This window comes from Paraburkholderia sp. GAS32 (assembly GCF_050434225.1).
In the GTDB taxonomy this organism is placed as follows: Bacteria; Pseudomonadota; Gammaproteobacteria; order Burkholderiales; family Burkholderiaceae; genus Paraburkholderia; species Paraburkholderia madseniana.
On the sequence record NZ_JBNPVS010000087.1, the window covers coordinates 1 to 17,044 of the forward strand.

Here is a 17,044-nt window from a genome sequence, read left to right on the forward strand (position 1 = left end):
GTCTGCGCAAACAGAACCGTTCGCTGATCGACGCGCTGGCTTTGGGCTTCGCCGGGTTCGTCGTTTCGCCGCTTCCGGCTGCTGAATAGTTACGCGGCGGCAAAGAAAGTAAGTGCCGCCCCGCACAGGGGCAACGCTAATAGACCACCAGCAAATCAAGGAAAGGCACCAAAGCCAGATCAAGGAAAGGCCAACGCCCCAGGCAAACAGCCAAAACAACCGCCTTCAGCCAACAACCATCCTCAAAACCCCACCTTCCCCCATCGCATGCCGCGCCTGCACCAGCGAAATCCGCGCCGCCCGCGCATCAGCGGCGACTTGAATCAGCGCCGCAAGCTGCGAAGGCTGCCGCAAAAGCTCCCGCAAAATCGGCCCCAACGCAGTGGTGCCATCATCCCGCAAGCCAGCGGTCGCAGCAGAAGGCAAAGTCCGCCAAGCCGGATCAACAATCGCCCGACAAACCGCAAACGGCACCCCATGCGCAGCAGCGGTCGCACCGGCAATATGCGATTCCATATCAACAGCCAAAGCCCCGGTCGAGCGATGCAACAACCGCTTGTCATCAGCGCTGACCAAAGGCGCGGTCACAGCCGCCACCACCCCACGCCGCAGACGCGCCGCCAGCGGCCCTGTCGCCAACGCGGCGGCAAACCTGTCAGCCCATGGCCGATCAGTCTCCAACCGCCCAAACGGCCCCTCAACAGCCTCCGCAACAATCAACGTGCCCGGCTCCAGATCGGGCGCCAACCCACCCGCCGTCCCGAAACTAACGATCCCCGAGCAGCCGCGCGCAACTGCCGCGCTCAACGCCCGCTCCAGCAGATCGGCGCGAGCCGCGTAGACCACTTCGACGCCCTTGCCGCGCGCGATGCGCGCTTCGAACGCCATACCCGTCACCACGATCACCGGCAAGGTGTTGGAGCCGGCGTCGGCTGACAGCGTTGTCGACAGCGCCATCCGTTACATCCCGACCGCGACGCGTGTCAGCCCGTTACGTTTCAGATGACGGAAACGCGCCAGCGCCCACAACGGGAAGAACTTGCGATAGCCGTGGTAACGCAGATAGAACACGCGCGGGAAGCCGGTCGCCGTGAAGCGCGTTTCGTCCCACAGGCCGTGCTCGCGCTGTTCGCGCTGCAAATACTCGACGCCGCGCGCCACCGCCTCGTGATTCACCTCGCCTGCCGCCATCAGGCCCATCAGCGCCCATGCGGTTTGCGAAGCTGTGCTCGGCGCGCGCTCGTAGCCGTGATAGTCGAGCTTGTAGCTCTCGCCGCCCTCGCCCCAGCCGCCGTCTTCGTTCTGGATCGACAGAAGCCACTGTGCTCCGCGCTTCATGCGCGGATCGTCGTGCGGCAGGCCGGCGGCGTTCAGCGAACACAGTGCGGTCCACGTGCCATAGATATAGTTCAGGCCCCAGCGGCCGTACCAGCTACCGTCCGATTCCTGTTCCTTCAGCATGTAGTCGAACGCGCGCTGCGCCGGTTCGCTGCCCTGCGGAAATTCGCCGAGTTGTGCAAGCATCGACAGACAACGGCCCGACACGTCCGCGGTCGGCGGATCGAGCAGTGCGCCGTGATCGGAAAACGGAATGTTGTTCAGGTAGTACTGGGTGTTCTCGGGTTCGAACGCACCCCAGCCGCCATCGCTGCTCTGCATGCCGACCACCCATTCGCGCGCCCGCGCAATGGCTTCACGATCGACATCCGATTGCGTCAGTGCCGCCGAGCGTTGCATCGCCATCGCCACCACCGCCGTATCGTCGACGTCCGGATAGTGCGCGTTGTTGTACTGGAACGCCCAGCCGCCAGGACGCACGTTCGAACGGCGCGAGATCCAGTCGCCGCGCACATCGAGAATCTGCAGCGGACGCAACCAGGCGAGCCCGCGTTCGGCCGCCTGCTCGGCGTGTGCTTCGCCGGTCTCGAGCAGCGCATGCGCCACGAGCGAGGTGTCCCACACAGGCGACAGACACGGCTGGCAATATGCTTCGTCATCCTTGATGACGAGCAGCTTTTCGATCGACTGACGGGCGATTGCGCGATTCGGATGATCGGCCGGATAGCCGAGCACGTCGTACATCATCACCGAGTTGGCCATCGCGGGGAAAATCGCGCCGAGGCCGTCTTCGCCATTCAGCCGTTCGTCGACAAAGCGCACGGCCTCGCGCACCGAACGTTCGCGCGTCACCTTCGGGAACAGGCCGTCGATCATGCGCAACATCACGTCCACGCCGCGGAAGAAGCGGAACCAGCCGAGGTGCTGATGCGGCGCCCGATCGCGCATGCCGGTATTGACCGGGGCGCTGCGGAACAGCTCGTCGATACGCACACGACGGGGATTGCGCGCCACCGGCCGCTTCGCGTTCAGCACCAGCAACGGCACGATCACGGTACGCGCCCAGTACGACACCTTCGACAGATGGAACGGGAACCACATCGGCAACAGCATGATTTCGACCGGCATCATCGGCACCGCGCGCCACGACACCACGCCGAACAGCGCAAGCAGAATCCGCGTGAACACGTTCACCGTTTCCGCGCCGCCGTTCGCCAGAATCGCTTCGCGCGCACGGACCATGTGCTCGGCATCCGGCGAGTCGCCGATCATTTTCAGTGCGAAGTACGCCTTCACGCTGGCGCTGACGTCCATCGCGCCGTCGGTGAAGAGCGGCCAGCCGCCATCCGCCAACTGGATGCGGCGCAGATAGCGGGCGATCTTCTGCTCCAGTTCCAGGTTCGGCGTTTCGGCGAGATAGTGAACTAGGAGCACATATTCGGCGGGAATCGTCGCGTCGGCTTCGAGTTCGTAGACCCAGTGACCGTCCGGTTTCTGCGCGCCGAGGATCGCGTCGGTGGCGCGCGTGATCGCGGCGTCGAGCGACGTTGCGAACGCTTGCGGCGCAGCATCGGGCGCAGCGCTCGACACCGCGTTTGGCACCGCGTTTGGCACCGCGTTTGACACATTCAGCGCCGCATCGGCGAATTCAGGCAGGACGGCGTCCAGCGGCTGGGCTTGAGATAAGTCGTTCATCGGCGTTCCATCGGTTGATTCAGCAGCGTGTCCGCGGCCTTCTGGCCAGAGCGGATCGCCCCTTCAATCGTCGCGGGCAGGCCGGTGGCCGTCCAGTCGCCCGCGAGCATCAAATTGTTCCAGCGAGTGCGCGTGCCGGGGCGCAGCATTTCCTGATCCGGCAAGGCGGCAAACGTCGCGCGCTTTTCCACCACGACCTGCCAGGCGGGCATCGGCTCGGCCGGCACGTTGGCAGCCTGGGCCACTTCGGCCCAGATGGTTTTCGCCAGCGCTTCATGCGGCGTGTCGAGCAGGCGCTCAGCGGCGTTGACCGTGGCCGACATGCGGCCCTCGAAGGCAAACAGCCAATCGGCCGTCGCATTGAGCAGTCCCGTGATCGGCGCCATGCCGAACGGCGGCTCGACCGCGAAATACACGTTGAGAGTCGCGGCGAAGCGATTCGGCGAACGCAAACCGGGCACGAGCGTCTGAGCGATGTCCGGCGGCACAGCAAGCACCACGGCCTGGTTGGCTTCGATCGCGATGCTTTCGTCCGCGAAATTCAGTGCCGAGATACGGCCGGGGCCGGCGCCGCCGTCGGCAAACACGATGTCCGTCAGGCGCGACCCGAGCCGGATTGCCGCGCCGCCATGCTGCAAAAGACGCAGCGCCGGGTCGACAAAGGCGCTGCCCAGACCGTTCTTCGCCACCAGAGGCCGGCAGGCGAGGCCACCGGCGACCAGCGTCTCCCTGACCATCGCTGCCGTCAGCTCCGCCGACGCTTCACGCGGCTCGACATTGAGCATTACGAGAAACAGCGGCCGCAGCAGGCGGTCCCACAGCGGGCCATTGCAGCGCATGGTTTGCGCCACACTGCGCCCGGGCTTGGCGAACAGCAGCGGCACGAGCGCAAGGTAGTCGCTCGGCCCGGTGTTCGGCACCCGCGCGTTCGGGTCGAAGACCCACCAGGGCAGGCGGCCCGGCGACATGCGCACGGTCCAGCGCGCCCGCGTCGCCAGATCCACGAACGGATACTCGGGCTGAGCCGCGCCGACCAGTTCGTCGGCGGCGCCGATCGCGCGCACGTAGTTGAGCGTGGCGTAATTGCCCGACAACACCATGTGATTGCCGCTGTCGATGGTCGCACCCAGCTTGGGGTCGTAATACGACCGGCAACGGCCGCCCGCCTGCGGCGCCGCTTCATGCAACACGACTTGTGCGCCGCGGCGCTGCAATTGCACCGCCGCGGCCAGGCCGGCGAGGCCGGCGCCGATCACATGGATGAGCTTCGGCATCAGCTCAGAAGAGCGCGTAACGCGCGACGATCCACAGCATGCGCAGTTTCGGCTTGCTGACCTTCGTACGCGGAATGTCGAAGCCGCGTTCGAGCGTGCGTTCGAGCAGCACGCGATAGACGCCCGACATGATGCGCGGTGCGCGCACGTGGCTGCGCGGCTCGCGGTCCATGATCGCGTCGGAGGCGGCGAAATGCTCCTTGGCGCGCTCGGCGAGCGTCGCGCAGACGCGCGGCAGCGACGGATCGTCGGCGATCTGGGTCGGGCTCGTCACAGCAATACCTTCGCGCGCCAGCAATTCGTGCGGGAGGTAGCAGCGGTTGATGCCGGCGTCTTCGTCGATATCGCGCAGGATGTTGGTCAGTTGCAGCGCGCGGCCCAGATGGTGCGCGAGCAAACGGCCCGGCTCTTCCTGCATCCCGAATATCCTCACCGATAGACGGCCCGCCGCGCTCGCAACGCGGTCGCAGTACAGGTCGAGCGTGGCTTCGTCGGGCGCGCAGATGTCGGCTGCGGCGTCCATCGCCATGCCGTCGATCATCGCGTAAAAATCTTCGCGTTGCAGGTGAAACGTATGAATGTGCCGCGTCAGCGCGCGCAAGGAAGCGCGCGGTGCGCCGGCGTAGCACGCGTCGATGTCGGCGCGCCAGCGCTCGAGCGCGGCGGCGCGTTCGGCGCGCGGCATGTCGCTGTCGGCGATATCGTCGACAGCGCGGCAGAAAGCGTAGACCTGATACATCGCGTCGCGCTGCGCGGCCGGCAGGATGCGCATCGCGAGATAGAACGAGCTGCCGGACGTGGCGGCAGCGGCGTCGATTTCTGTATCGTCCACGACAAGATTGGAAACAGCCAAGACGATCTCCGCTGGAGGCGCCCGCTGAAAGGCGTTCAAGAAGTTTTGTGTTTACTGCAAGGCAAGCGCCCCGCGCGCGCGGACACGCGCGAAACACCCGGCTGGGATGCCGGAAACGGCGAAAAGTATAACAACCTTTGTGAGATGCCGCAGTTTAGGGGTGAATAAGGGGCCGGAATAAGGGGCGTGGCGCTTCGCGAGAAACGCTCAGATAAACGCCACCGAGCGATTGCGCCCCTGCCGCTTGGCGCTATACAGCGCCGCGTCGGCTTCATTGATGAGCACGTCGTACGCCGGCACGCCCAGGCGCGCCGCCGCACCACCGACGCTGGCCGTCACCGGCACGCTCGTGCCCTGCACGTCGACCGGCGTGTCGGCGATCGTGCAGCGAATTTTCTCCGCGACCCGCATGGCGTCCTCGAGCGGCGTACACGGCAACAGCAACGCAAATTCCTCGCCGCCGAAACGCCCGAAGGTATCCTGCGCCCGCACCACCTCGGCGACGCGCTGCGCCATCACGCGCAACACCGTATCGCCGACGCCGTGACCGAACTGGTCGTTGATTTTCTTGAAGTGATCGAGATCGAACAGCAGCACGGACATCTCGCCGCCGTAGCGCTGCCAGCGCGTGAATTCGTCGCGCAGGCGCGCTTCGAAATAACGCCGGTTGGCGATGCCGGTCAGACCGTCGCGGTCCGCGTATTCCTGCAGCTTGGCGACCGCCTCTTCACGCTCGCGCTGCACGATGCTGACATGCGTGACGTCAGAGATGGTCACGCACACGGCCACCACTTCGCGATCGCGCATGAGCGGCATGAAGGTGCAGTCCTGCTGCATGAAGTCGACGCCGCCGGTAATCGGCCGGTCGTGATCGAACTTGAACAGGTACGGGCGCTGCTCCCACGAACTGAACGCGAAACTGCCGAGCTGAAACACGCTTTCGATCTTGCGCGACAGCCACACGCGCGGCAATTCCGGAAAGTGCGTGAAGAGCGATTTGCCGACCACCTGCTCCGGCGTCAAGCCGCTGTGATCCTGCATGAAGCGATTCCACATCAACACGGTCATGTTGCGATCGAGCACGAAGATGCCGAAACCGACACGTTCGACCACCAGATCGCTCAATGACTCCGCGGATACATTCATAAGCTGGACAACAGCTCGTCGAGCGCCTCGTTCATATGGCGGATCGACTCTTCGGCCATCAGCATCACTAGGTGCGCGCGGAAGCTCTGATCCTCGAGCGCGAAATTGACTTCCACCAGCAGCGCGACTTCCCACTGCAGCACGCCGGGCTGGAACACTTCGTCGAGCGTCATCGCTTCACCGAGCAGGCCCGGCGCGGAGAAGACCGGCGTGCGGCCGAGCTGGTCGAGAATGCACGAGACACACGCGCCCGTCAGCACGTTCGCGACGTCGAACACGAGTTCCTGCTGGCTCACCGCCTCATAGCTCGAGCGCGAATACGGGTCGCTCACGAGCGAACACAACTGGTCGATGCTGTCGCTGCGACAGATCACCAGCGCTTCGCCCTTGATGTCGGAGCGAAAGCCCTGGCGCACCGCGCTCACCGTGTCCTCGATCCCGGTCATCTCGCGCAGCGCCTCAGCCGCCTCGCTCACCGCCACCACCTTCACGCGCGGCACCGACAATTCGATGAACGCATCGAGCAGGCTCGCGAGACGCGTCGCGGCCTGGCCCATCGCCAGATTGGCGACCTCTTGCAGCGCGTCGCGCTGGTCTTCGGTGAGGACTGGCTCAGACATACAACCCGTACTCCTTGAGGATGGGTAGTACCGCCTCGGGCGTCACGGGCTTGGCGATGAATGCGGCGGCGCCGAGCGCACGCACGCGCGACTGGGCCATCGGCTGAACATCGGCGGAGACGACAATGACGAAGGTGTTCAGATCCTCATGCTGCAATGCTTCCAGCACCTGATAGCCGGTCATGTCCGGCATTGTCAGGTCGAGGAACATCACCGACGCTTTGCCTTCGCGATACAGGCCGAGCGCTTCGCGCCCGTTCGTCGCGTAGGACACGTCGACATCCCAGTCCGGCGGCAATGCCTTGGTGAGCACCTTGCGGGCAAGCAATGAATCGTCGGCGATCACAATAGGCAAAGGCATGGGCGGGTCGGTAAGCGGAATTAGCTCTGGCGCGTTAACGGCGGGTGGAGGTGATTTCTTTAGCGCGCGGTCTGTCGACCGGCGCTCAAGCGGGCTGAAGCTTGCGAGAATGCAGCTTGCAAACGAGCGGGGAGCGCGCGCAGCGAGGCGTTTGTGACGGAAGCCGTGGGCGCGCATGGATGCGTGCGAGCACGGTGGACGACGGCTATGACCGGCATGTTCGAGCCTACCCCGTAGATGAATCCGCGCGGCTTCACGGATCGGGCTGGTCCCCTTGCCGCGCGCCTGTTTCCGCGAGCGCCTTCGGTCACGCGTTGTGCGCGTTGCCTGGCGGTCCTCGCGGCAGATGCATCCGAACATGGCGGACGCATTATTTGTGATGGCATCGATTTTCGAAGCAAATTGGCGGAAAGGCAACTCGCCAATTTCGCCTTGATTAAAGAGATTTTCCCAATAAGTACTATTTATGAAAATATTTCGGTAGATTTGGAAGGCTTTCTTTTACATTTATACTTTTGTGTACGTTTGCGCTTCTCGATTTGTCACTGATTCAAACGGCCGACAAATCGGGGGCCGACCATTTGTCACAGTAACCAGTACGGCTGCTACATGTCTATGCTTTTTGTATGACACCGACTCACGGCCTTTTCGTCCTGAACGACCTTAGCGTTACCGACCATGACACCAGAACGGTTCGACCCGCCTGAAGCGAGCCGCCCTCCCGCTAGCCGCCAGGACGAGGCGCGGTTTCCAGCCGTACCGGAACATAATTTCCACGTCCGGCGCATCACGCTGATCGCGCTGCTGATCGCAGCCATCGTGCTGCCTTGCGTGTACGTCGCGGCGATGGCGTTCAGCGATCTGCGCGCGCGCATGGCCGACGCAACCGACGTGACGCTGCGCACCGTGCGCGTGGCGGAAGAACACGCGCTGAAAGTGTTCGACATGAACGAGACGCTCGACTCGCGGATTGTCGATCTGACGCAAGGTCTGGACGACAACGGCATTCGCGCTCAAGAAGGCGAGATCCACGAGAAGCTGCGCACCATGGGCGGCGGCTATCCTCAGGTGGCGGCCGTCTCGATCTTCGGCCGCGAGGGTGATCTCCTCGCCACCAGCCGTTTCTATCCTGCGCCGGAGTTGTCGATCGCCGACCGCGACGATTTCACCGGCATTCGCGACGGCAAGGGGCTCGAGCATGTCTCAAAGGTCATGACGGGACATGTTGTGGGCGAACAGGTGTTCAACACGGGCGTGGAGCGGCTCGCAGCCGACGGCTCATTTGCGGGAGTGGTCTCGGTCGCCCTGCGGCCCAGCTATTTCGATGCGTTCTACCGGGAACTGCTCGGCGGCAGCGACAGCACGCCGATGATCATGAGCCTCGTGCGCACCGACGGCGCGATCCTCGCGCACTATCCGCGCCGCCCGCGCGAGCCGCTGGCAACGGCGCCGAATTCGCCACTGGCCGAAGCGCTGGCGCAAGGGCGGCGAGCCGGCGTCGTACGCATGCATTCCGACATCGACGACGACAACGTGATTCTGGCGTTCCGGCGCATCGGCGCCTATCCGGTCTACGCGTTGTGCGGCTATCGCACCTCGGCGATCTGGACCGCGTGGTACCGGCACCTCAGTGTGCTGATCCTGTCGATGTTCACGCCATCCATCGTGTTGTGGTGCGTGATCTGGCTGTCGCTGCGGCGCCTCGGCGCCGAGGAGGAGGCGTGGGAGCGCTGGCAGGCCGAAGCCTCGATGCGCCGCTCGATCGAATCCGCGTATCGCCAGTCGCGCAAGATGGAGGCGCTCGGCAACCTGGTCGGCAGTGTGGCGCACGATTTCAACAACCTGCTGATGATCGTCTCGGCCAACGTGCAGATCGCCCGGCGGCGCGGCACGCCGGGGCTCGACCGCGAATTGTCGGCGATGGAGCGGGCGCTCAAGGGCGGCCAGTCGCTCACCCGCCAATTGCTTGGCGTCGCGCGCAAGCAGCCGTTGCGCAACGAGACGCTGGCGCTCGAGCGTTGGCTGCCGGCGTGCCGCGAACTGCTGCGCGCATCGCTCGGCGCGAAGATTTCGCTGGTGATGGATATCGGCGTCGATATCTGGCCCATGCGTGTGGACGTCGCCGAGCTCGAACTGGCGCTGATCAACATCGCGGTGAACGCGCGCGACGCCATGCCCAACGGTGGCCGCTTCACGGTTCGAGCCGCCAATATCAACTTCCGCCACCAGGACGGCTTTCCCCTGACCGGCGATTTCGTGCAACTGTCGCTTGAAGATACCGGTGGCGGCATGCCGCCTGAAGTGCTCGCGCGCGCCTTCGAACCGCTTTTCACCACGAAGCCGAAAGGCATGGGCACCGGTCTCGGCCTGCCGCAGGTTTTCGCCTTCTGCGAGCGCTCCGGCGGCCTTGCCGCGATCGACAGCGCAATCGGCGCAGGCACCTCGGTGCGCCTCTATCTGCCGCGCGCCACAGCCGCCCCCGAGGCCGAACTGCCGGCTGAAACGGGCGCCGAGGAAAGCGGCACGCCGCACGGCTTGCGCATCCTGCTGGTCGAGGACAACGACGAAGTCGCCGCCGGCACCGAGGCCCTGTTGCAGATGATGGGCCACCAGGTCACCTGTGTATTCAACGCCGATACCGCGCTCTGCCTGTTCGACGACGCCCACGCGAGGCAGGCGCGCACCGGCGAGCCGCTGCCGTTCGATCTGGTGCTGTCGGACATCCACATGCCCGGCACGATGAACGGCATCGACCTGGCCGAAGCCGTGCAGGCTTTCGACACCCGGCTGCCGGTCATTCTGGTCACCGGCTATGCGGAAGAACTCGACCGTGCGCGGCATGTCAACGTGCGGGTGCTGTCCAAACCCTTCGATATCGCGTTGCTGGAAGAACTCCTGCAAGCGATCCAGCGCGAGCTGGCGCAAACGGGCGCCGATCCGGCTGCGGCGGCGCATCCGGCCGGCTAACGCCAGCCTTTTCTGCGTCGCCGCCAATTACCGGCGGTTGTAAAAGCGCGGCAGCGGAATGCCGCGGTTTCTACGTAACCAGATCGGCGCAAGCGGCCAGCAGCGGGCGTGCGGACACGTTGTGCCGCCCCGGCATGATCGTTGCGATGTTTTTAGGGAAGCAGGCCGACGCGTTCTTGCGCCGTTCGATCCACCTAAAACCGTCGGGAGACAGCCATGCGACATACCGTGATTGGTTTATTCGACACCTATTCTCAAGCCGAGGCCGCGCGCGACACGCTTGTGCAGACCGGTTTTGCACGCGACACGATCGAGTTGCAGGCGAATCCCGAACCCTCCGTCGGCTCCGCAACCGACGAGGTCGCCGGTTCCGGCGTGCTCGCCAATATCGAGCGTTTTCTCTCGAACCTGTTTGCGAGCGGCCCTCGCGCGTCGGAAACGGCTCGCTACACGGAAGCCGTGCGCCGCGGCGCCGTGCTGGTCTGCGTGAGCGCAGCCAGCGAATCGCATGCGGAGCTCGCTCGCAATACCTTGAAGAGGCTGGGCGCGACCGACATCGGCGAGCGCTCGCCCGATTGGGACACGCCGACGGAATCGAGCCGCGATCATTCGATACTCGATGAACTCGGCATTGGCGCGGTGACGCCTGGCACGCCGCATACATCGAGCGTAACAACGCCCGGCGTGGCAACGCCGGCTTCAACCACGCGACCTGCAACCCCGGCCGATCCGCTCTATCCGCCGCCGCTCATGGGCACCGACGCCGAGCCGTTCGTCCCGCCGCCGCTGGCTGAGCGGCCGATGCGCGACGCGGTCGGCGATGCGGAACGTACCGCGATTGCGGCCGGTTCGATGCCGGGTTCGGGCGCGATCTTGCAGCCGTCGGATGTCGTCTCCGAAGCGGGGCAGCCGACCGCGGGTCTAGGCAGCCAGATGCCGAACGAGTATCTGGAATACGAAGAGGACTTCCGCACGCACTACGACGAGCAATACGCGGCTGAGAACGCGCGCTATGAAGATTACGTGCCGGCCTATCGCTACGGCGCGGAGATCGGTCAGGACGCGCGTTATCGCGATCGGCTGTGGGACGACGTCGAGCCGGAAGCCCGGCGCCATTGGGAAAACACCTCGCCCGACAGCACGTGGGAGCGCTTCAAGCTCGCCGTGCGTCATGGCTGGGAACGGGTGACGGGACATCATCACGTCTAAGCGGGGGAGCGGTAGCGCCGGCGTGCCGTGAAGTTGCGGCAACGTCGGCGTTTTTCGTCCGGATAGGCGCCGGCAAAGCCGCCTGATTTGGCCCGAATTGGTCGTCAGGCAGCGACCACTGCGATGTGATGGGCCATGGTTCGCTTCCTTGAGGTTAGGCGCTTGACGCGCAAAAGGGTACGAACTGCCCATCATAGGCAATGGCCGGGCGGTACGGTGACGGCGCGCACTAAAAGCGCCGACTTCTGGTTGCGCAGGTCCAGACCTCGAAAGTTGCGCCTGGTGGATAACCCGGTAGCAACTAAAGTTATCCACAGATTCACTGAATAACCTTGTGGATAACTGGTACTTTTGCCTTGTCAATCAAGCATGCTTTCGGCATAGGACGATTTGAGGCAACTGGACGTTCTTCGCTGTCATTCCGGGACAGCGATGTCGCCATCCACAAGCTGCCAGCCGTACGTCTCGGCAAACACCTGAGCCGCATCCGCATTTTCAAAAAACGGCATGTCCGCATGGCCCTGAAAGGGATAGATCACGCGCTCGTCGCTCAACCGGGTCACTTTCAGCGTCGGCACCGTCCCGCTGGAGGTTCGACGCGACGACACCGCGACCTGATAGTTCGCGCGGCCGGTCAGCGGCGTGGAATTCGCGCCCTGCGAGCGCCTGGAAACGTGGCTTGCCATCGGTGCGCGCATCAGAGTCCGACGATCGACTCGCCGGCAACCATGCCGTCGATCACCCGCTCCGCGTAACTCGCTGATGCAATGCGCGCGTCGCCTGCCGCGCCAAACGGGGAACGGCTCGGCACGCGAAATACACGGCTGCTGGTCAAGGTGTCGTCGGTGCCGCGCCGGCAGATTCGCACTGCGGCGTCGAAACCCGAATCGTAATGGCGGGCGCCATCGGCAGAACGCGGCTGATGCGGATAAACCAATGGATAAATCTCAAGGCCCCGATAGCTTCTGATCGTATTGTTCATGGTAGTCGTCTCCGGTTAAGGATCTCGCTTGAAACGTGTCGCTGTGTGTTGGGCGTGACGCCGGGCGAGTCGCGGCGTTTCAGCGAACAAGGTGTTGGTCGGCGACGATGCGCATCAGGAGCGGCGTCTGTGAGGCCACGCCGACGACACCGTCAAGCGAAGTAGAAGGAAAGGACCCCGTTCGATTCAGGGCGCTGTGATGAGAGGCTGATGCCTGAGGGACTGCGCAGGACGCACAGGAGAACTGCAAGCTGTTGGCTCACTGTAACACGTTAGAAGAGTGAGCATTAGGCGCATTTGCGCGCCGGGCGCGGGTGTTGCTTCGGAGTGCCGGGTATTGCGTACCGCTTTCTGTTTCTCGACGCTCGTACGCTGATAAAGTGGGCCCGCAGCCATGTTCTGCGGATGCTTCACACGCGCGTCAAAACGCTCGAGATTAAATGCAGAAAGGGCGCCTTGATCGGCGCCCTTTCCTGATTTCGAGAACCCGCCTCGTCCGCAGACTTGTGCCGGACAGGTGTCCGACCGCATCCGTCAGACGATTAGTTGCCGAAGAACACGTTGCAGTACGATGCCGGGCCGCTGCATTGGGCCGGCGCAGCAGCTTGAGCTGCGCCCGACGCAGCAGCAAACAGGGCGACGGAAGCGATCAGGGCGGTAAGAATGCGTTTCATGGTGCTACTCCTCTTCAGCGATTGGTTCGCGATCCGGGGTGATCGATGGAGTGGAGAATAGCGATTCAGCGTCCGCCTAAAAATACCGAAGACAAGAAGATGTTTTTTCAAATAATGAAATAATCCGGGCACGTGTTTGCGGCGGGCTTGAGACGTGTATCGCTGCACGTCTCGCCCATGCGCTTGAAGTTGCGGTGGGCCGCCGCAGTCTTGATTTCGTTTTTCGCAATAATATTTTTTGCTGTCATAAAGTCCGTTGCGGCACGACTAAGGTCATCTGGTCTTCGCTTGCTGGCGGGCACATGTTCAATACCAATTCGCTTGCGCTGGAACGTGCGGGAGAATGGCGCACATGTCCGGGAACTGCGCGAGGAAACCCACCCGCCTATGAACCACAACGATTCAAAAGAAAACGCGCGGCAACCGCGAGCGCGGCGACGGAGCCTGCCATGGCGCAAGTAAGCGGGCCGGCGCTCGATGATCCCGTTTATCTGACGCAATTGCGGCGCGACCTGTTGCGCTTCGCCCGTTTACAACTACGCGATGCCGCTGCCGCCGAAGACGCCGTCCAGGAGGCCCTGGCCGCCGCCTGGACACAAGCCGACCGGTTTGCCGCGCAATCGGAGCACAAGACGTGGGTGTTCGGCATCCTGCGCCACAAGCTCGTCGACACCTTGCGCGCCCGGCAGCGCACGGTGAATCTGTCGGCGCTCGAATCCGAAATCGACGGCGAAACGCTGCTCGATCGCGAGCTCTTCAAGGACAACGGCCACTGGTCACGCGAGAGTAAGCCGCAACCATGGCCGACGCCGGAAACCGCGCTGCGCCAGCAGCAATTCTGGACCTTGTTCGAGATGTGTCTGGAACACCTGCCCGAGCACATCGGGCGCGTGTTCATGATGCGCGAATTCCTCGATCTCGAAACCGAAGCAATCTGCGCCGAACTGCAGATGACCGCCAATCACTGCAGCGTGCTGATTTACCGCGCGCGGCTGCGCTTGCGCACTTGCCTGAGCGAAAAGGGCCTATCCAGAGAGGATGCGAATGGGGAAGTGTAAGCACATCACGCGCCTGTTGTCGGACGCGCTCGACCGCCGTTTGACGACCGGCGAATGGGTTGCGATCCGGCTGCATCTGCCGACTTGCAGCGGCTGCCGCAATTACCGCAAACAGATCCGTCTGCTGCGCGTAGCGGCGCGCACGGTGAGCGGGGTGGCGACGCCGGGGGCGGGCGGTGGTGACGATTGAAGCGGCGCTTGGGGCGTCTGGCCGGCCTTAGGGCCGCTGTGCATCGAGCGGTGGCCTGGTGGTGCGCTGCAATGGACGGCAGCGCGCTTGAACGCCGCCTTGTGCCGGTGGCGCTTGTTAGCGCTCGCCAGGCGGCGTGTTCCGATAGCGCTCGAAGAAGCTTGCGTGCGCCGCTTCGTCGATGGAGACGGGATGCGCTTCGGTACGGGCCGGATGTTTGGCCAACTGCGCGCGCGTGCGGATCGGCCGATGCTGGAAATTGCCGCCGCAGTTCGGACACACGTTGCGCAGCGTGCTGAGCGCACACACTTCGCAGAAAGTGCATTCGTACGTGCAGATCATCGCGTCGGGCGCGTTCGGCGGCAGTGACTTGCCGCATCCTTCGCAGGACGGCCTCAGTTCAAGCATGGTGGCTCCGGGTCGGCAGGAAAGCGAGGCGCGGGACTGCGCCTCGTCTGTGTCGAAGCAGTGTAAGCGGAGCGGGCTAAGCGGAATTGACAGCCAGGCGTCAATTCCTGCCACCGTTTGCGATCCCCACGGCAGGCTCAGGTCAACACGGTCCACAACGCGAACGTCAATGCGAGGCCGACGACAGATACGATCGTCTGCAGCACCGACCGGACCATCACCGTCTGCTTCAATTGCAGCCCGAAATACTCGCGGATGACGGATTGTAGCGGGGCAAGGCGACTTGACGCAGTCAGACACGCAGAGCGGGACCTCTGGGATGTCCCGGCCTCTCCGGCGTGATTTGCTTATGCGAATTTATCGGTTCGTCCAGGCTTGCAGACGAATTATCGTCGAAGCTAATCGGTCCGTTTCGCGTCCGTTTTTTTAACGAGTACCTTTATGTCCCGTCATCCGTTGCTCACGCGCCGCGCGTTCATCGCAGGCGTGAGCGCCTCGCTGGCCGCCGCGGCCTTGCCCGTCGTTGTCTCCACCTCAGTCTTCGCCGCGGATGCGCATGCGAAGGAATTTCGCATCGGTTATCAGAAAGCGGCCAATACGCTCGTGTTGCTGAAGGCGCACGGCACGCTCGAAAAGCTGCTCGCACCGCGTGGCATCACGGTCAAATGGACTGAGTTTCCCGCCGGCCCGCAGTTGCTCGAAGGATTGAATGTCGGCGCGATCGACTTCGGTTATGTCGGCGAGGCGCCGCCGGTGTTCGCGCAGGCGGCCGGCGCGAACTTCGTCTATACCGCGTATGAAATCCCGACGCCGCATGCCGAAGGCATCCTGGTCCATCAGGACGCGCCGATCAAAACGCTCGCTGATCTGAAGGGCAAAAAGATCGCGTTCAATAAAGGTTCGGACGTTCACTGGTTTCTGGTCGCCGCGTTGCAGAAGAGCGGCGTGAAATACAGCGACATCCAACCCGTTTTTCTGGCGCCCGCCGATGCGCGTGCGGCCTTCGAACGCGGAGCGATCGACGCATGGGCAATCTGGGACCCGTTCCTCGAGGCCGCAAAACGCCAGTCGAATGCCCGCTTGCTCGCCGACGCCGAAGGCATCGTCAGTCACCATCAGTTCTTCCTGAGCGCGCGGCCGTTTGCGGAGCAAAACGGTGACGTGCTCGCGATCGTGATGGACGAGGTAGGTAAAGAGGGGGCGTGGGTACGCGGCCACTACAGCGAAGCCGCCGCTCAGCTCGCGCCGATTCAGGGCCTTGACGCAGGTGTGATCGAAGCGGGTTTGCGGCACTACGCGCATATCTACAAACCCATCGACGCGGACGTGCTTGCAGAACAACAACGTATTGCCGACACATTCAGCGAGCTGCGCATCATCCCGACAAAAATCGTGACGAAGGACGCTGCATTGCCTACCAAGGCCTAGGTCACTTGGGCTCAGGTCACGTAGACCGCGATGTTTCGACGCCTACGCGAATAGCACTTCGACATTTTCCGGCGGGCGGCCAATCACGGCTCGCCCGTTTCGCACGACGATCGGTCGTTGCAGGAGAATTGGGTGCTTTGCCAATGCTTCGTATAACTGAGCGTCGCTAAGCGTGGTGTCGGAGAGGTCGAGTGCTTTGTATTCGGCTTCGGTGTCGCGGATCATCTCGCGGACTGTGCAGCCTAGCTGCGTGTTGAGTTGCTGTAACTGCGCGACCGTGAGAGGTTGCTTCAGGTATTCGACAATTTCCGTTGGTTCATTGGCGCTGTTGTAGGTGGCGGCGATCAGGTCGCAAGTGGCTCGCGATTTTGAACAGCGAGGGTTGTGGTAGATGGTGATCATGGTTGGTTGGGTAAGCGTTGCTTGTGTTGGGGTGCAGGGTGCTTTTTCGTGGGGGGATTTTAGCGGGTGCGGGGAGTTGGGTGGATGTCCGGCGCGGGCGGACGGGTTTCGTCGGGACGGAAAAGGGGCGCTGTCTGTTGGTGATTGTGTAGTTCGGTTTATGCGCATAAAGCGCCTGCGTGAAGTTGTCTTCACGCGCCTCCTTGGGGCGACCTCGTCGCTCTGCTGAACGCTTCGACTCATATCATGTGCCGGCCGCTGCATGCATGAACGTGGTGCTTCGTGCAGCCGCCACCCAGTCCCAGTCCCAGTCCCAGTCCCAGTCCCAGTCCCAGTCCCAGTCCCCGTGCCGTGCCGTGCCGTGCCGTGCCGTGCCGTGCCGTGCCGTGCCGTGCCGTGCCGTGCCGTGCCGTGCCGTGCCGTGCCGTGCCGTGCCGTG

18 protein-coding genes and 2 pseudogenes are annotated in these 17,044 nt (G+C 63.3%); 6 read left to right on the forward strand and 14 right to left on the reverse strand.

All coding sequences use genetic code 11. The features are described from left to right. Positions 1–225: 225 nt before the first annotated feature. From P3T25_RS47025 to P3T25_RS47055, 7 genes are all read right to left on the reverse strand, one after another. Positions 226–957 carry a phosphorylase gene (locus tag P3T25_RS47025; protein ID WP_429364502.1) on the reverse strand — a complete coding sequence of 244 codons (732 nt, stop codon included), beginning with the start codon at positions 955–957 and terminating at the stop codon, positions 226–228. Between the two features lie 3 nt (positions 958–960). Beyond that, positions 961–3,033, reverse strand: coding sequence for a squalene--hopene cyclase (gene shc, locus P3T25_RS47030; protein WP_429364504.1), 2,073 nt, complete (start codon positions 3,031–3,033; stop codon positions 961–963). Continuing rightward, positions 3,030–4,307, reverse strand: coding sequence for a hydroxysqualene dehydroxylase HpnE (hpnE, locus tag P3T25_RS47035; protein WP_429364506.1), 1,278 nt, complete (start codon positions 4,305–4,307; stop codon positions 3,030–3,032). Before hpnE ends, shc begins: the two co-directional genes overlap by 4 nt. Positions 4,308–4,311: 4 nt before the next feature. Further along, positions 4,312–5,160 carry a presqualene diphosphate synthase HpnD gene (gene hpnD / locus P3T25_RS47040; protein ID WP_429364508.1) on the reverse strand — a complete coding sequence of 283 codons (849 nt, stop codon included), beginning with the start codon at positions 5,158–5,160 and terminating at the stop codon, positions 4,312–4,314. A gap of 207 nt (positions 5,161–5,367) precedes the next feature. Further along, complete coding sequence (locus P3T25_RS47045; RefSeq protein WP_429364510.1) at positions 5,368–6,306, reverse strand: sensor domain-containing diguanylate cyclase; 939 nt, start codon at positions 6,304–6,306, stop codon at positions 5,368–5,370. Continuing rightward, complete coding sequence (locus P3T25_RS47050) at positions 6,303–6,926, reverse strand: chemotaxis protein CheC (protein WP_171927706.1); 624 nt, start codon at positions 6,924–6,926, stop codon at positions 6,303–6,305. The genes P3T25_RS47045 and P3T25_RS47050 overlap by 4 nt, the downstream gene beginning before the upstream one ends. Then, positions 6,919–7,287, reverse strand: coding sequence for a response regulator (locus P3T25_RS47055; protein WP_028195969.1), 369 nt, complete (start codon positions 7,285–7,287; stop codon positions 6,919–6,921). Before P3T25_RS47055 ends, P3T25_RS47050 begins: the two co-directional genes overlap by 8 nt. A gap of 237 nt (positions 7,288–7,524) precedes the next feature. Between P3T25_RS47055 and P3T25_RS47060 the strand changes: the two genes are divergently transcribed. The 3 genes from P3T25_RS47060 (at position 7,525) to P3T25_RS47070 (ending at position 11,463) form a co-directional block, all read left to right on the forward strand. After that, positions 7,525–7,836, forward strand: a complete 312-nt coding sequence (locus P3T25_RS47060; protein WP_171927705.1) for a hypothetical protein — start codon at positions 7,525–7,527, stop codon at positions 7,834–7,836. 129 nt (positions 7,837–7,965) lie between these two features. Further along, positions 7,966–10,254, forward strand: a complete 2,289-nt coding sequence (locus P3T25_RS47065; RefSeq protein ID WP_429364514.1) for an ATP-binding protein — start codon at positions 7,966–7,968, stop codon at positions 10,252–10,254. Positions 10,255–10,470: 216 nt separating this feature from the next. After that, a complete protein-coding gene (locus P3T25_RS47070; protein WP_154566447.1) occupies positions 10,471–11,463 on the forward strand; it encodes a hypothetical protein in 993 nt (330 codons plus the stop codon). A 416-nt stretch (positions 11,464–11,879) separates the two neighbouring features. On the opposite strand, the gene P3T25_RS47075 is transcribed toward P3T25_RS47070, so the two are convergent. The 3 genes from P3T25_RS47075 to P3T25_RS47085 form a co-directional block, all read right to left on the reverse strand. Continuing rightward, positions 11,880–12,149 carry a DUF6723 family protein gene (locus tag P3T25_RS47075; protein ID WP_233465119.1) on the reverse strand — a complete coding sequence of 90 codons (270 nt, stop codon included), beginning with the start codon at positions 12,147–12,149 and terminating at the stop codon, positions 11,880–11,882. An 11-nt stretch (positions 12,150–12,160) separates the two neighbouring features. After that, the gene (locus tag P3T25_RS47080; RefSeq protein WP_054034198.1) at positions 12,161–12,445 is read right to left on the reverse strand and encodes a hypothetical protein; all 285 of its coding nucleotides are present in this window, start codon (positions 12,443–12,445) and stop codon (positions 12,161–12,163) included. Between the two features lie 542 nt (positions 12,446–12,987). Next, the gene (locus P3T25_RS47085; protein WP_257021004.1) at positions 12,988–13,119 is read right to left on the reverse strand and encodes a hypothetical protein; all 132 of its coding nucleotides are present in this window, start codon (positions 13,117–13,119) and stop codon (positions 12,988–12,990) included. 449 nt (positions 13,120–13,568) lie between these two features. Between P3T25_RS47085 and P3T25_RS47090 the strand changes: the two genes are divergently transcribed. After that, positions 13,569–14,177 carry an RNA polymerase factor sigma-70 gene (locus P3T25_RS47090; RefSeq protein ID WP_097397126.1) on the forward strand — a complete coding sequence of 203 codons (609 nt, stop codon included), beginning with the start codon at positions 13,569–13,571 and terminating at the stop codon, positions 14,175–14,177. Next, positions 14,164–14,367: a zf-HC2 domain-containing protein gene (locus tag P3T25_RS47095; RefSeq protein ID WP_154566445.1), complete on the forward strand. Its 204-nt coding sequence runs from the start codon at positions 14,164–14,166 to the stop codon at positions 14,365–14,367. Before P3T25_RS47090 ends, P3T25_RS47095 begins: the two co-directional genes overlap by 14 nt. A gap of 117 nt (positions 14,368–14,484) precedes the next feature. Here P3T25_RS47095 and P3T25_RS47100 read toward each other — a convergent pair whose 3' ends face one another. Next, a complete protein-coding gene (locus P3T25_RS47100; protein ID WP_154566444.1) occupies positions 14,485–14,775 on the reverse strand; it encodes a DUF1272 domain-containing protein in 291 nt (96 codons plus the stop codon). 137 nt (positions 14,776–14,912) lie between these two features. Beyond that, positions 14,913–15,035, reverse strand: a pseudogene (locus P3T25_RS47105) (gluconate transporter); the annotation flags it as partial. Between the two features lie 181 nt (positions 15,036–15,216). Here P3T25_RS47105 and P3T25_RS47110 point away from each other — a divergent pair. Next, complete coding sequence (locus P3T25_RS47110) at positions 15,217–16,203, forward strand: sulfonate ABC transporter substrate-binding protein (protein WP_154566443.1); 987 nt, start codon at positions 15,217–15,219, stop codon at positions 16,201–16,203. A 42-nt stretch (positions 16,204–16,245) separates the two neighbouring features. Here P3T25_RS47110 and arsC read toward each other — a convergent pair whose 3' ends face one another. Beyond that, positions 16,246–16,605: an arsenate reductase (glutaredoxin) gene (gene arsC / locus P3T25_RS47115; RefSeq protein ID WP_154566442.1), complete on the reverse strand. Its 360-nt coding sequence runs from the start codon at positions 16,603–16,605 to the stop codon at positions 16,246–16,248. A 244-nt stretch (positions 16,606–16,849) separates the two neighbouring features. Then, positions 16,850–17,044 (reverse strand): annotated as a pseudogene (locus P3T25_RS47120) (hypothetical protein); the annotation flags it as partial.

Excerpts from the sequence above, each read along its gene's own strand:
- P3T25_RS47025 (WP_429364502.1), bottom strand. The coding sequence starts at position 957 with ATGGCGCTGTCGACAACGCTGTCAGCCGACGCCGGCTCCAACACCTTG.
- shc (WP_429364504.1), bottom strand. The coding sequence starts at position 3,033 with ATGAACGACTTATCTCAAGCCCAGCCGCTGGACGCCGTCCTGCCTGAA.
- hpnE (WP_429364506.1), bottom strand. The coding sequence starts at position 4,307 with ATGCCGAAGCTCATCCATGTGATCGGCGCCGGCCTCGCCGGCCTGGCC.
- P3T25_RS47045 (WP_429364510.1), bottom strand. The coding sequence starts at position 6,306 with ATGAATGTATCCGCGGAGTCATTGAGCGATCTGGTGGTCGAACGTGTC.
- P3T25_RS47050 (WP_171927706.1), bottom strand. The coding sequence starts at position 6,926 with ATGTCTGAGCCAGTCCTCACCGAAGACCAGCGCGACGCGCTGCAAGAG.
- P3T25_RS47055 (WP_028195969.1), bottom strand. The coding sequence starts at position 7,287 with ATGCCTTTGCCTATTGTGATCGCCGACGATTCATTGCTTGCCCGCAAG.
- P3T25_RS47060 (WP_171927705.1), top strand. The coding sequence starts at position 7,525 with ATGAATCCGCGCGGCTTCACGGATCGGGCTGGTCCCCTTGCCGCGCGC.
- P3T25_RS47065 (WP_429364514.1), top strand. The coding sequence starts at position 7,966 with ATGACACCAGAACGGTTCGACCCGCCTGAAGCGAGCCGCCCTCCCGCT.
- P3T25_RS47070 (WP_154566447.1), top strand. The coding sequence starts at position 10,471 with ATGCGACATACCGTGATTGGTTTATTCGACACCTATTCTCAAGCCGAG.
- P3T25_RS47075 (WP_233465119.1), bottom strand. The coding sequence starts at position 12,149 with ATGGCAAGCCACGTTTCCAGGCGCTCGCAGGGCGCGAATTCCACGCCG.
- P3T25_RS47080 (WP_054034198.1), bottom strand. The coding sequence starts at position 12,445 with ATGAACAATACGATCAGAAGCTATCGGGGCCTTGAGATTTATCCATTG.
- P3T25_RS47085 (WP_257021004.1), bottom strand. The coding sequence starts at position 13,119 with ATGAAACGCATTCTTACCGCCCTGATCGCTTCCGTCGCCCTGTTTGCT.
- P3T25_RS47090 (WP_097397126.1), top strand. The coding sequence starts at position 13,569 with ATGGCGCAAGTAAGCGGGCCGGCGCTCGATGATCCCGTTTATCTGACG.
- P3T25_RS47095 (WP_154566445.1), top strand. The coding sequence starts at position 14,164 with ATGGGGAAGTGTAAGCACATCACGCGCCTGTTGTCGGACGCGCTCGAC.
- P3T25_RS47100 (WP_154566444.1), bottom strand. The coding sequence starts at position 14,775 with ATGCTTGAACTGAGGCCGTCCTGCGAAGGATGCGGCAAGTCACTGCCG.
- P3T25_RS47110 (WP_154566443.1), top strand. The coding sequence starts at position 15,217 with ATGTCCCGTCATCCGTTGCTCACGCGCCGCGCGTTCATCGCAGGCGTG.
- arsC (WP_154566442.1), bottom strand. The coding sequence starts at position 16,605 with ATGATCACCATCTACCACAACCCTCGCTGTTCAAAATCGCGAGCCACT.